This is a genomic window from Dolichospermum sp. UHCC 0406, from assembly GCF_009712025.1.
Lineage (GTDB): Bacteria > Cyanobacteriota > Cyanobacteriia > Cyanobacteriales > Nostocaceae > Dolichospermum > Dolichospermum lemmermannii.
In genome coordinates this window covers 90,041-102,289 of the sequence record NZ_VILA01000006.1, presented here as the reverse complement: position 1 = coordinate 102,289, position 12,249 = coordinate 90,041, and the positions used below count along the sequence as shown (strand labels likewise).

The 12,249-nt window shown below is 39.3% G+C and carries 14 protein-coding genes and 1 pseudogene; 8 read left to right on the top strand and 7 right to left on the bottom strand.

The features are described from left to right. Positions 1-33: 33 nt before the first annotated feature. The 3 genes and pseudogenes from FJR09_RS06550 to FJR09_RS06540 all read left to right on the top strand — a co-directional run bounded on the left by FJR09_RS06550 (position 34) and on the right by FJR09_RS06540 (position 1,404). Positions 34-433: pseudogene (locus FJR09_RS06550) on the top strand (XisH family protein). Next, positions 421-756, top strand: coding sequence for a XisI protein (locus tag FJR09_RS06545; protein WP_015081386.1), 336 nt, complete (start codon positions 421-423; stop codon positions 754-756). Before FJR09_RS06550 ends, FJR09_RS06545 begins: the two are co-directional and overlap by 13 nt. A 42-nt stretch (positions 757-798) precedes the next feature. Next, a complete protein-coding gene (locus FJR09_RS06540) occupies positions 799-1,404 on the top strand; it encodes a hypothetical protein (protein WP_148760943.1) in 606 nt (201 codons plus the stop codon). 645 nt (positions 1,405-2,049) lie between these two features. Here FJR09_RS06540 and FJR09_RS06535 read toward each other — a convergent pair. The 3 genes from FJR09_RS06535 to FJR09_RS06525 form a co-directional block, all read right to left on the bottom strand. Then, on the bottom strand, positions 2,050-2,733 hold the full coding sequence (locus FJR09_RS06535; protein ID WP_174782891.1) for a Uma2 family endonuclease: 684 nt from the start codon (positions 2,731-2,733) through the stop codon (positions 2,050-2,052). A gap of 93 nt (positions 2,734-2,826) precedes the next feature. Then, a complete protein-coding gene (locus FJR09_RS06530) occupies positions 2,827-3,222 on the bottom strand; it encodes a hypothetical protein (RefSeq protein WP_015081389.1) in 396 nt (131 codons plus the stop codon). A 205-nt stretch (positions 3,223-3,427) separates the two neighbouring features. Next, positions 3,428-4,318: a DUF5838 family protein gene (locus tag FJR09_RS06525; RefSeq protein WP_168653112.1), complete on the bottom strand. Its 891-nt coding sequence runs from the start codon at positions 4,316-4,318 to the stop codon at positions 3,428-3,430. 33 nt (positions 4,319-4,351) lie between these two features. Here FJR09_RS06525 and FJR09_RS06520 point away from each other — a divergent pair, with 33 nt between their 5' ends. After that, positions 4,352-5,116: a transposase gene (locus FJR09_RS06520; protein WP_015081391.1), complete on the top strand. Its 765-nt coding sequence runs from the start codon at positions 4,352-4,354 to the stop codon at positions 5,114-5,116. A gap of 33 nt (positions 5,117-5,149) precedes the next feature. Here FJR09_RS06520 and FJR09_RS06515 read toward each other — a convergent pair whose 3' ends face one another. After that, positions 5,150-5,299, bottom strand: coding sequence for an anacyclamide/piricyclamide family prenylated cyclic peptide (locus FJR09_RS06515; RefSeq protein WP_168653113.1), 150 nt, complete (start codon positions 5,297-5,299; stop codon positions 5,150-5,152). Between the two features lie 403 nt (positions 5,300-5,702). Next, positions 5,703-5,840: a hypothetical protein gene (locus tag FJR09_RS06510; protein ID WP_168653114.1), complete on the bottom strand. Its 138-nt coding sequence runs from the start codon at positions 5,838-5,840 to the stop codon at positions 5,703-5,705. Positions 5,841-6,003: 163 nt separating this feature from the next. Between FJR09_RS06510 and FJR09_RS06505 the strand changes: the two genes are divergently transcribed. From FJR09_RS06505 to FJR09_RS06495, 3 genes are all read left to right on the top strand, one after another. Next, complete coding sequence (locus FJR09_RS06505) at positions 6,004-7,980, top strand: PatA/PatG family cyanobactin maturation protease (protein WP_168653115.1); 1,977 nt, start codon at positions 6,004-6,006, stop codon at positions 7,978-7,980. A gap of 357 nt (positions 7,981-8,337) precedes the next feature. Further along, the gene (locus tag FJR09_RS06500; protein WP_015081394.1) at positions 8,338-8,541 is read left to right on the top strand and encodes a cyanobactin biosynthesis system PatB/AcyB/McaB family protein; all 204 of its coding nucleotides are present in this window, start codon (positions 8,338-8,340) and stop codon (positions 8,539-8,541) included. 14 nt (positions 8,542-8,555) lie between these two features. After that, positions 8,556-8,744: a cyanobactin biosynthesis PatC/TenC/TruC family protein gene (locus tag FJR09_RS06495; RefSeq protein ID WP_015081395.1), complete on the top strand. Its 189-nt coding sequence runs from the start codon at positions 8,556-8,558 to the stop codon at positions 8,742-8,744. A 49-nt stretch (positions 8,745-8,793) separates the two neighbouring features. Here FJR09_RS06495 and ffh read toward each other — a convergent pair whose 3' ends face one another. Then, positions 8,794-10,242: a signal recognition particle protein gene (gene ffh, locus FJR09_RS06490; RefSeq protein WP_015081396.1), complete on the bottom strand. Its 1,449-nt coding sequence runs from the start codon at positions 10,240-10,242 to the stop codon at positions 8,794-8,796. 185 nt (positions 10,243-10,427) lie between these two features. Between ffh and FJR09_RS06485 the strand changes: the two genes are divergently transcribed. Next, positions 10,428-10,658 (top strand): hypothetical protein, encoded by a 231-nt coding sequence (locus FJR09_RS06485; RefSeq protein WP_254433049.1) that lies wholly within the window; start codon positions 10,428-10,430, stop codon positions 10,656-10,658. Positions 10,659-10,665: 7 nt separating this feature from the next. On the opposite strand, the gene FJR09_RS06480 is transcribed toward FJR09_RS06485, so the two are convergent. After that, positions 10,666-11,943 (bottom strand): pitrilysin family protein, encoded by a 1,278-nt coding sequence (locus FJR09_RS06480; protein ID WP_168653616.1) that lies wholly within the window; start codon positions 11,941-11,943, stop codon positions 10,666-10,668. Between the last annotated feature and the right edge of the window lie 306 nt (positions 11,944-12,249).

Here is a 12,249-nt window from a genome sequence, read left to right as displayed (position 1 = left end):
TGTGGGTGAAAAGTCTAATTTTTTATAAAGTTAATGCCAGCTAAAGATGTTTTTCATGATGCTGTTAGGATAGGGTTAGAAAAAGAAGGTTGGGTGATTACAGATGATCCTTTAAGGATAGAAGTCGGTGATGTGGAAATGTATATTGATCTCGGTGCGGAGCAAGTTTTAGCTGCTGGAGAAAAAATAGCGGTGGAAATTAAGAGTTTTATTGGTACATCTAATATTTCATCAAGCCATTGGACAATTTTTTAATTATCATTTGGCATTAGAATAACAACAACCAGAACGAGTTTTATATTTAGCTATTCCTTCAGGAATTTATTACTCTTTCTTTCAATTGCAGTTTATTAAAACAGTTGTTCAGCGTTCCCAACTTAAAATCATGATTTATGATCCAGTTCAGGAGGTAATTGTAGCATGGAAAAACTAGAACAATATCGCAATTATGTCAAACAAGTGATCACAGAATATGCTCAATTAGGTTCAGCTAAAGATGAAATTGAACAACAATTGATTTTTGATAGTTTTGGTGATCATTATCAATTGATGTATGTGGGTTGGAAAAACAGAAGACGGCAGCATGGTTGTGTTTTGCATTTGGATATTAAAGATCAGAAAATTTGGATACAACATGATGGAACTGAAATTGGTATAGCAGATGAGTTAGTTAAATTAGGAGTGCCAAAATCAGATATTGTTTTAGCATTTCATGAACCTTTAGTGCGACAATATACAGATTTTGCTGTTGGTTGATTTTCACATAGATTTTACATCATTTTTGGAAATATTTACATTATGTCATATAGTGATTTTACTCTCAAAAAAGTTAAGCAAACCTTTGGCATAAATACCGTTGAAAATAAAAAGTTTCTGCCAGAAATCCAACCAATTGCTGCTAGTGCAACCCTGACTGATTTTTTAGCAGAAAGTTTGCCATTAGCTATAGCGACGGGAAGTGAAAAAGCTCGTTCTGAATTAATCATTAGTCCGGTTTTACTAGAGGTTCGTAAGATTTTACAAAGAAAAATTAGTTTATTTTCTGGTACAGATTTTACTGTAGATTCGGCTTTAGGATTGAATGGAGTCTGTGATTTTGTTCTGAGTCGTTCAACGGAACAGTTAGAAGTGGAAGCACCAGCAGTTATGATTGTGGAAGCCAAAAAATCAGACTTAAATCCGGGTATTGGCCAGTGTATTGCGGAAATGATTGCTGCTCAAAAATTTAATGAAATTAATAATCAACCCATTCCTACAATTTATGGTAGCGTCACTAATGGTACTGTTTGGCGATTTCTACAATTAACCGAACAAACTGTAACAATTGATTTTACAGATTATCCACTTCCTCCTGTTGATGTCATTTTAGGAATTTTAGTTTGGATGGTAACTGCTGCTAACTAGATAATTGTCACCAATAGGGGTTTAGCAATGCTCATAGGTGTCAACTTAGGCTAAAAATGTCTTATCTGTTGGCTGACAAACCCGCCCAGGAATGAATTTACGGGCTAATAGCGAAAGTAAACTCAAGTTTACTGAAAATTTTCTGGGTTATTTAGTCATCTTTAGATGACTTTTGCTATGAGACTGGGAATTTATTCCCAGTCGGGCTATTAGGGGTTTAGCAATGCTTATAGGCAACTTAGGCTAAAAATGTCTTATCTGTTGGCTGACAAACCCGCCCAGAAATGAATTTCCGGGCTAATAGCGAAACTAAACTAAAGTTTACTGAAAATTTTCTGGGTTATTTAGTCATCTTTAGATGACTTTTGCTATGAGACTGGGAATTTATTCCCAGTCGGGCTATTAGGGGTTTAGCAATGCTTATAGGCAACTTAGGCTAAAAATGTCTTATCTGTTGGCTGACAAACCCGCCCAGAAATGAATTTCCGGGCTAATAGCGAAACTAAACTAAAGTTTACTGAAAATTTTCTGGGTTATTTAGTCATCTTTAGATGACTTTTGCTATGAGACTGGGAATTCATTCCCAGTCGGGCTATGGGTTTTACGTTAAGTTGACACCAAAAATCCTGGATATCCTGATTCTGACTAACTAGATAATCTACTAATAAAATTCTCATGTTCTGGACTTGCTAAACCCTGCTGCAAAACAGCTAATACTGTACCTAAATCTCCTCCTAATAATGCTATTTTATCTAACCATAAACCGGGGAATACTTGGGAACAAATTATATTATCTGCATTGGGTTGAAGTTGAATATACTCCCCTTGTTGTAATCTAAACCAATCAAATTGATGGTCATAAACTCGCCAGATTAAATATTCTTGGACTTGATTACGACGATAAACTTTGAGTTTTTCATGTAAATCATAGGAAGCACTAGAAGCGGCAATTTCTACTATTAATTCTGGCGCACCTTCTACATAATCATCTTTATTTATTCTTGATTGTCCTCCTGTTTCAATTCTTAATAAAGCATCCGGTTGTGGTTCGTTATCTGTATCTATTAGCACTGTGGCATTATCGGCGAAACCTATGCCCGGTGTAGCTGCTTTATAAACTCCCAGCCAAGTCATAATATAAGCATGGGGTTCTCCATGACTTTTGATTCTTAATGGTGATGCCACGTAAACTACTCCTTCAATTAATTCGGCTTCTTTGAGATTCGGCATGGCATGATAACGCCGTTCAAATTCATGACGGGTTAATTTGTCGCCGTTTTCTAGGGGAGGAATAGTTAAGATGGGAGAAATTGCAGTAGTAGATATCATAAAATTTGCTCGAATTTTGCAGAAAATGAAATTGTCACCAATCAGGATGTCCAGGATTTCAGGATTTACAGGATGTTACATGAGTAATTTTGGTTATGGTAATAAAGGAGTTTTTATTCCCCGTTTGACAGCTTCGGCTAAACCTTCAGATTTTCTTAATTGTCCCATTTGATAAAGGGACATTAAAATTAATAATTCATAACGTTCTCCTGCTGTTAAACCGGTATTTTTTCCTTTAGCTTGTAGTTCTCCCAAGCGTTGATTTTGCACTACATCCATTTTTAAATTAGCTAATTCTAGAACTTCCTCATCGGAAATATCAGGAATGCTTGAATTAATGCTCATTTCTGAGAGATTATCTAAGGTAGGTAATACTATTTCTAGGGTGTCAAGTAAAACATCTGATATCTCTCGCGCTGTTGCTTCTCCAAGACGCTGGATAGAAGCAGCTAAACTTTCGGGTAAGTTAATAGTTATGGGAATTGTCATAGAAAATACGATGGTTGATTACAATTCTAGTTTAGATGATGTTTGGGATGAATTTCTTTGTTATTTTTTTGTCTGAATCAGGATATCCAGGATTTCAGGATTTACAGGATGTTATTTAAATTGTGTCGGTTGGGTTGAGGGATGTTACCCAACATTTCGGTGATTTTGTGATTTAATTTTGTTGGGTTGCGCTGTTGCTGAGAGATTAGTTGAAGGATTTATAATAGTAAAGTCTAACATTTTCGATTCTTGTTTTTTCTAACTCTTTTTGGACAGTACCTACCCACATATGAGGTAAAATATCCTGATTTTGATAAAAACTGTGAACTCGTTGGGCTGCATCGTTGAGTTTGAAATAATTAGCTAAATCTTGCTTATTTTTCAGATTATAATAGAGAACTGGATTAGGATTAGCTTTTGAGAAGCCAACTAGAAATGATCCGGTAACTTCTAGAGGGTCTAAAACGAACTTCGGAAAATGTCTCCATACCAAATTTTGGGTTTCTGATTTGGCAAAATCTTCTGCTTGAATTTCGGGATAAAGCTCAATTTCACTGCGACCGTTGAAATAGAAATCAAAACCAACAAGAGAGAGAAACGGACGTACGGAAATCAAATCCTCAGCGTTGCTGGCTAGGGATAAAGCTTGATCTAACTTTTCGGGATAATCTTTGATTCTAATGTGCATTTTTAAACTAGATTCAGCAATATTGCTTCTTAAATCAATCCCCGCAGAAAGAACGGTAACTTTACGAAAATCAAAGTCAGATCCTAAAAACTGCCGCAATAGAGAGTAGTCAACTTGCACACCAACAAGGTTTTCTACTCGATTGAAAAAAGTGAGGGATTGATGAAGATATTTTTGCCATTGTTGTGCCTTATCTTTGAAAAAGAACATAAATCTTGAGGCAATCAATTTGTCTAATTCTATCTTACAAGAAGCTTCAATGCTACAGTCTCCTTCTACATTCATCACAAAGTCTTCAAACAAGGGGAGTGGATAAATAGGCTCAACATCAAAGGCTTGTTGATGATTGCGAATAAACTGTAGTTTTTGTTCTTGAAATCTGTCTTTCTGGGTTACATTAGCTATCATAAACGGCTGGTTTTTATATTGTTGTTAAAAGATATGCCTAGAAAACCTCGAAATTTAAAGTCTGGATATTCTTACCACATTACCATCCGTTGCAATAACCGTGAATTTAAGCTATCACGGCGTGAATGTCGGGAAGTGTTTCTTTATGCGATAAAAAAGGCTTTGGACAAATACAATTTCCAGCTTTATGCTTTGTGCATTATGTCAAATCATGTTCATTATTTGATTGCACCTAAACAGCCAGAAGAGTTACCCAAAATTATGCACTTCCTGAATTGGTACACGGCGATGTGTTTCAATCGGATGTTAAGAAGAACAGGACATTTTTGGGAGAAACGATATTACTGTGATGGATTTCCTGCTTCAGATAGAGACAGAGCATTAAATACTTTACGCTACATTCACGCTAATCCTAAAGCTGCCAAAATGCGCCAGAGTTTTTTCTATGACTTCAGCAATTATGGCAGTTATGAACGCTTAACTGATGATGGTTTAACTCAATGGCATCCGGCTTTTTTACGACTAGGAAACAGCTTAGAAGAATGTGCCAAAAAGTATAAAGGCTTCTGCCAAAAGTATAAACCCAAGGAGAAGACCCCAACCAGATGCTACTGGGGTAGTAAGCTGTTGGCTGGGGTTCATCTCACAAATCAGGGTTCAACCACCAACCCCAAAAAATCCAAGTCCGGTTTTCCGCCACCCCTGTGCCAGGTATCAGAAACCCCCGAACTGACAAGGGTTGTCCGTCAATTCATCCAGGCGAACCGTGCGCCAAGGGATACAGAAACAGACTTTTGATATTTTTTGAGGTGAGTGGTAGAATGGGGTGAGTTACTCCGCGTCGTCGCCCGCAAAAGGAACCCCAAAATTCTGCCACTGAGCTGACTGGGCTTGAACCTGACCGCTTTGATCCTTAGCGGTAGAGATGGTTTCGCGTTCTACGGGAGCAACTTGTTGGGGGCGGATGTTCTTCTTAGTCATGGTGTGTTTTTCCTTTTTGTTTGTTCGTTTAACTTCTTCATTATGAAGAAGACTGGTTTGGTGAAGGCGTTAAATTGGCGTTGAAGGGTAATTTAACGAGTTGTGATTCACCAGAAGCTTTATATAAAACCTGTTTCCTTGTAGGAAAGAGGCTTTAAACTCTTTAAATTCTCAAGTTTTTTCCTGTTCCCTCTCCTCTTAGGAGAGGGTTAGGGAGAGGTAGAGTTTTAGTATTAACTAATGTGAATTTTTAAGAATAATCAATGCAACTGCCTACCATGAGACGATAAAAAGTGCAATTACTAATCAGTAGGCTAAGTGAAGCTACCCTGATTCTCATCATACGGACAATTATGATTCAAGGCAAGACCTTATCAATAAAAATTACTTATAATAGATCGGGTTATCGACATTCCTGTTTACTTGATATTTCCGTGAAGCGGAAATCACTATCTCCTCCCGTCAAGTATTTGTAAATACTGATTTTCATCCACAGCACAGAAGAAAATAAACACTTACTAAAACCGTTTTTTTTTGACATAAGAAAAAATTATATCAGTTAAAATATGTAAATTGAGTTGACATTTCAGCCGAATAATATGACAATTACTTTTGTGTTTTAGAAGCACAATCGTAATAAAAATGCCATAAAATAGATATTTATGGCGCAAAATAGATATTTAAGCAGATAATTAACAAATTAAATGCCAAAATCCTCAATTAAAACGGAAATCCAGGAATTATGGAACTTGACACAGGGTGATTCACAAATATGTGTAGCTATACTCGACGGATTGGTTGATCAATCTCATGATTGCTTAAATGCAGCAAATTTAACAAGATTGCCAACACTTATTCAGGGAGAAGCGACAGCTAATGGATCTATGTCTGGACATGGAACTCATGTAGCAAGCATCATATTTGGTCAACATAATTCCTCAGAATTACGGGGAATTGCTCCCCAATGTCGAGGGTTAATCGTCCCTATTTTTGGTGATAATAATAAGAAACTTTCTCAACTAGACCTAGCTCGCGCCATAGAACAAGCCGTCAATGCTGGAGCGCATATTATCAATGTCAGTGCTGGACAACTCACTGATAATGGTGAAGCAGAAGGCTGGTTAGATAGGGCTGTGCAACTATGCAAAGATCACAATGTTTTAATTGTGGCTGCTGCTGGTAACGACGGTTGCGAATGTTTGCACGTTCCTGCATCTTTACCCACCGTATTAGCAGTAGGGGCAATGAATGACCAAGGTAAACCCATAGACTTTAGTAACTGGGGGGAAAGCTATCAAAACCAAGGCATTCTTGCACCGGGAGAACACATTTTAGGAGCAAAACCGGGGGGAGGGACACAAAAACTCAGTGGTACTAGCTTTGCTACTCCCATTGTTTCCGGTGTCGCTGCTTTACTCCTAAGTCTGCAAGTTCAGCGTGGTGAAACACCCGACCCCGCTAAGGTGAGAGCGGTTTTATTAGAAACTGCTATACCTTGCACAGATAAGGATACAGACGATATTAGTCGCTGTTTATTAGGTAAATTAAATATTTCTGGTGCATTGGCATATTTTACAGGAGGAACAATGTCCGAAGAATTAGATACAGTAGAAACCGTTGACAGTATTGAAGCTGCTGGTTGCGGTTGTGCAGAGATTACAAAGAGTGCTGAACCCGAACCCAACCCGGAAGAATTTATACCCCCTGAATTTTTCCCAGTAGTTCCTGCTGTGACAACTTCCGCACCTTTAACAAATTCATCCAATTCTCAATCTACTACCATGTCAAATCGTACATCTAATTACATTACTGCTAGTCAAGCACCCAGCGATCTCGCCGAAGTTAACTTAGTGTATGCTTTAGGTACACTGGGTTACGATTTTGGTTCAGAAGCCAGAAGAGACTCTTTTAAACAATTAATGCCGGGAGTACAAATAGACGGAACAGCGATTCCCGCTAATCCCTATGATGCGCGGCAGATGGTAGATTATTTAGGAGATAATCTTTCTGAGGCTAAGTCCTTAATTTGGACATTGAATTTAGAATTAACTCCTGTCTATGCAATTGAACCAGGTGGGGCTTTTGCCAGAGATGTTTATGGTATTTTACAAGAATTATTATCGGGACAAATTCAAGCAGAAGACAGCGAGAATTATGTAGAGAGAGTCAGTATTCCCGGTATTTTATCAGGACGCAGTGTGAAACTATTTTCTGGTCAAGTTGTGCCAGTAATTGAAGTTCCCAACATTCGGGGAATGTATGGTTGGAAGGTTAACACCTTAGTTCAAGCTGCTATTCAGACAGTGCAAGCACAAGCTTCAGAAGCCCAAGAAGAGTCTATTCGTCGGACTTTGGGTAGTTTCCTCAGCCGTATTTATTATGATTTACGGAATTTAGGCACAACTTCCCAAGATAGGGCGTTGAATTTTGCCTCTACGAATGCCTTTCAAGCGGCTTCCACCTTTGCGGAAGCTGTGGCTACAGGTATGGAGTTGGATAGTATTACTGTAGAGAAAAGTCCTTTCTGTCGTTTAGATAGCGATTGTTGGGATGTAAAATTGAAGTTCTTTGACCCTGAAAATAGTCGTCGGGCGAAGAAGCTATTCCGGTTTACAATTGATGTGAGTGATATTATTCCTGTTACTTTGGGCGAAGTCCGTTCTTGGTCTACTCCTTATTAATAGTGGTAGGTTGGGTTAAGCAACAGCGCAACCCAACAAAGTCTTTTATCTCGTTTATCTCGTTCCCAGTCTCTGACTGGGAATGCGGTTACAGAGGCTCTGACTCTGCTTTAGGGACTTCCAATTAAAAAAATACCCAAAAATTTCTTGTGGTGCGGGCATCTTGCCCGCTAATCATCAAGGACGGGCAGGATGCCCATCCCACAAAATTAGGTAATTTATTTTTTGGTGTTCCCTTAATAGAAGGCAGAGCCTTCTAGAATTCATTCCCATACGGAGTATGGGAACGAGAAATCATGTTGAGTTTTTTAATGTTGGGTAACATACGTCAACCCAACCTACAATCTAAAATTGATTATGAGATTACCCAAACTTTCCCCTCCGGTAAAAAGACCAGATATTATTTATCCTCATCGGTCTGTTGATGTCATTCATGGTAGAGTCGAGGACTTAGTTAGCATTCGTATGGATTTATTACATGGTGCTAATTATAATGACCCCGCTGCATTTCAAAATCGTAGTTATCAGCAAATTAAATCTTCTTGCAGTTGTGTAATTTAGGAGTTATCAATATTATGAGTAAACAAAAGAAAACCCCCGCAAATTCTAGCGAACTAGAACCTAACCCACCAGCAGAAATTGAACGTAAATTATTATCTACTGATTTGGAAGATTATGGTTTTTGGTCACAAGAAATGGCTAAACAAAAAGCCCAACAAACTGAACCTGATAAACCTTTTCGTCGTGGTCGTATTTGGTGTTAATTTTCAGATCCCCGACTTCTTAAAGAAGTCGGGGATCTAGTTTTTTAAACTAAAGAGTCCCAAAACCTTTTTTCTTTTTCTCCTTCTTTTTCTTCGCTGGTGGTGCGCCACCGGGGTAGCCACGCCAGCCGGGTGAAGGACGATTACCACCTGCTGCTAAAGGATTTCCACCGCCAAACATTCCTCCCATACCGGGAATGCCACCCTGTCCCATTTGCTGCATGAGCGATCGCATTTTTTGGAAGTCCGCTACCAGTTTGCTTACATCCGCTTCTCTATACCCAGAACCAGAAGCTATGCGGCGGCGACGACTGGGAGAACTTGATAATAAATCTGGATCACGGCGTTCTTTGCCCGTCATGGAATTGATCATAGCTTCACAGCGTTTTAGCTGGGTTTCTCCCTGCTTTAACTGATCCTCAGAAAGCTTGTTCATGCCCGGAATCATCTTCATAATTCCGCCCAAAGAACCCATGTTTTTCAACAACCGCATTTGCTTGAGAAAGTCAGTAAAATCAAATTTTGCTGACAGGATTTTCTCCTGCATTTGCTCTGCATCTGCCAAATCTATCTCTTCTTGGGCTTTTTCTACTAAAGTAAGAACATCCCCCATGCCCAAAATCCGCGAAGCCATGCGGTCAGGATAAAACGGTTGTAGAGCCTCGACTTTTTCCCCCACACCCACAAATTTAATCGGCGCACCGGAAATTTGCCGCACTGACAACGCCGCACCACCTCGGCTATCCCCATCCATTTTGGTCAGTATTGCCCCAGTAATGCCGATTTGGTTATGGAAGGTGCGAGTCAGATTTGCTGCCTCTTGCCCGGTCATTGCATCCACAACTAACAGGGTTTCATCGGGCTGGACTACTTCTTTGATGCGGGCTAATTCCGCCATCATATCTTCATCTATTTGCAAGCGTCCGGCAGTATCAATAATTACTGTATTTATGCCTTCGGCTCTGGCGCGTTCCACACCTTGACGGGCAATTTCTACGGGGTCTGCTGCAATTCCCAGTTCAAATACGGGGACATCAATTTGCTTACCAAGGGTAATTAATTGGTCAATAGCTGCGGGACGATAGATGTCTGTAGCCACTAATAAGCAACTACGGTCTTGTTTGCGTAAATGCAAAGCTAATTTAGCGGTGGCTGTGGTTTTACCGGTTCCTTGCAAACCAGCCATTAACACAACGGTGGTTTTCCCCGCAACTTCTGCGAGGGGAACATTTTCTTCCCCCATCACCTGCACTAATTCATCATAAACAATTTTGATGAATTGTTGGTCAGGACGTACACCAGCGATAACTTCAGCCCCCTGGGCTTTGGTTTCGACTTCGCTAATAAAATCTTTGACTACCTGGAGGTTAACATCTGCTTCCAATAAAGCCCGACGCACTTCCCGCAAAGCGTCTTGTATATTGGATTGGGAGATTTTATCCTGTCCTCGCAGTTTTTTCCAGGCGGATTCTAAACGGTCAGATAGTGCATCAAACATAATTCAGTTACAACGTAGTTAGTCAGTTGTCAGTTGTCAGTAGGGGCGAAGCATTTGGAAGATAAATTATCGGTCATTGCCAAAAATAGTCCTCCAAATGCTTCGCCCGTACAGTGGTTAGTTGTTAGTAGGGGCGAAGCATTTGGAAGATAAATTATCGGTCATTGCCAAAAATAGTTCTCCAAATGCTTCGCCCGTACAGTTGTCAGTTGTCAGTAGGGGCGAAGCATTTGGAAGATAAATTATCGGTCATTGCCAAAAATAGTTCTCCAAATGCTTCGCCCGTACAGTTGTCAGTAGGGGCGAAGCATTTGGAAGATAAATTATCGGTCATTGCCAAAAATAGTTCTCCAAATGCTTCGCCCGTACAGTTGTCAGTTGTTAAGAACAGATTACCAATGACTAATGACAAATGACAAATCATTAAATAGGTTTAATGACAACAACACCATAAGCATCTGGGGAAAGATAATCTTTTGCAGCTTGGATTAAATCAGTTGCTGCCTGTGCTTGAATATATTGGGGATAATTAAAAGCTGGTTCTAAATCACCAATTAATGACTGATAATAACCATACAACCCAGCGCGATCACTTGGTGTTTCATTCCCAAATATAAACCGATTGGCTACACGTTGTTGAACACGGGCAATTTCTGATTCTTTGACAAATTCTGTTTGTAATGTGCGAAGATGTTGAATAATACCTGCTTCCACAACCGCTAAATTTTCGACATCACATTTAGCAGAAATCGAAAACACACCTTGCAATAAATTACTCATATTACTCACAGAAATTGAAGATACTAATCCCCGTTCTTCCCGTAAATCTCGCACTAATCTAGATGTTCTCCCATGTCCTAAAATTCCTGCTAAAACATCAAGTGCATAAGTTTCATCTAATTCCATCAATCCAGGTACTCGCCACATCATTACTAGTCTGGCTTGTTGAAGAGTTTCATCAACAACTTCCCTGCGGACTATTTCTGTAAATGCAGGTTCAGTAATTGCTGCTATTGATGTTAGTTTGTTGGTTGTTTGTTGATAATTTTTACTAAATTCTTCGGCGATAATTTCTACTAATTCTTCTACTGGTAAATTACCCACAGCGACTGCTGTAATTGACTGAGGTTGATACCAATGAGCATGAAAATCTCGCATTTGTTGCGGTTGAATTTGAGCAACAACTGCTTCTGGTCCAAGTACGGGACGACGATAGGGTAAGGTATCAAAAGCGGTTTCCATGACATGACGAGAAATTCGCCGTCGGGGGTTATCCTCAGAACGTCTAATTTCTTCCAAAACTACTAAACGTTCTCGTTCAAAAGCATCATCAGGAATACTAGGATTACAAACAACATCTATTTGTAAAGGTGCTAATTCGGCAAAATCTTTAGGGGCAGTTGTGGTATAATAGTGGGTATAATCTTGGCTGGTGGCAGCATTAGTGACAGCACCGCGCTCTTCAATCCGGCGCTCAAATTCACCACTAATTAACTTCTGTGTACCCTTAAAAATCATGTGTTCTAAAAAGTGAGCCATGCCATTAATCGCATCTGACTCCATTGCTGAACCGGTTTTGACCCATAAATTGAGATTAACCGCGTCTATTGGCATTTGTTCGGCGATAATGGTTAAACCATTTGGCAGATGGTGCAGAGTAGGTGCGTTAAGACACGGAAAATTTAGCAGAGTTGATGTCATTGCTTGTGGTGAGCGAAGAGCTTTGTTACTGCTTCTATCTTACAACTTTCTTGATGGTGTAAACATTGTCAAGACTTTTGAAAGAAGTTAAGAATCTTATTGATTAGTTTTTTCCTTAGTCTCAAACCTCATTTATTTTCTCTATAAATTGTTGTATATAGTAAGTATTATTCCCTGGATTATCCGAAACTAACTTATCATTTATCAAGCCTAATTAATAATTAATTTTAGGACTTACACAAGACTCATGGAATAACGAACCACAGAGGCACAGAGGTCACGGAGAAATGAGGATTTGAGAGATGT

Excerpts from the sequence above, each read along its gene's own strand:
- FJR09_RS06485 (WP_254433049.1), top strand. The coding sequence starts at position 10,428 with ATGCTTCGCCCGTACAGTTGTCAGTTGTCAGTAGGGGCGAAGCATTTG.
- ffh (WP_015081396.1), bottom strand. The coding sequence starts at position 10,242 with ATGTTTGATGCACTATCTGACCGTTTAGAATCCGCCTGGAAAAAACTG.
- FJR09_RS06495 (WP_015081395.1), top strand. The coding sequence starts at position 8,556 with ATGAGTAAACAAAAGAAAACCCCCGCAAATTCTAGCGAACTAGAACCT.
- FJR09_RS06505 (WP_168653115.1), top strand. The coding sequence starts at position 6,004 with ATGCCAAAATCCTCAATTAAAACGGAAATCCAGGAATTATGGAACTTG.
- FJR09_RS06500 (WP_015081394.1), top strand. The coding sequence starts at position 8,338 with ATGAGATTACCCAAACTTTCCCCTCCGGTAAAAAGACCAGATATTATT.
- FJR09_RS06530 (WP_015081389.1), bottom strand. The coding sequence starts at position 3,222 with ATGACAATTCCCATAACTATTAACTTACCCGAAAGTTTAGCTGCTTCT.
- FJR09_RS06520 (WP_015081391.1), top strand. The coding sequence starts at position 4,352 with ATGCCTAGAAAACCTCGAAATTTAAAGTCTGGATATTCTTACCACATT.
- FJR09_RS06515 (WP_168653113.1), bottom strand. The coding sequence starts at position 5,299 with ATGACTAAGAAGAACATCCGCCCCCAACAAGTTGCTCCCGTAGAACGC.
- FJR09_RS06525 (WP_168653112.1), bottom strand. The coding sequence starts at position 4,318 with ATGATAGCTAATGTAACCCAGAAAGACAGATTTCAAGAACAAAAACTA.
- FJR09_RS06480 (WP_168653616.1), bottom strand. The coding sequence starts at position 11,943 with ATGACATCAACTCTGCTAAATTTTCCGTGTCTTAACGCACCTACTCTG.
- FJR09_RS06535 (WP_174782891.1), bottom strand. The coding sequence starts at position 2,733 with ATGATATCTACTACTGCAATTTCTCCCATCTTAACTATTCCTCCCCTA.
- FJR09_RS06510 (WP_168653114.1), bottom strand. The coding sequence starts at position 5,840 with ATGTCAAAAAAAAACGGTTTTAGTAAGTGTTTATTTTCTTCTGTGCTG.
- FJR09_RS06545 (WP_015081386.1), top strand. The coding sequence starts at position 421 with ATGGAAAAACTAGAACAATATCGCAATTATGTCAAACAAGTGATCACA.
- FJR09_RS06540 (WP_148760943.1), top strand. The coding sequence starts at position 799 with ATGTCATATAGTGATTTTACTCTCAAAAAAGTTAAGCAAACCTTTGGC.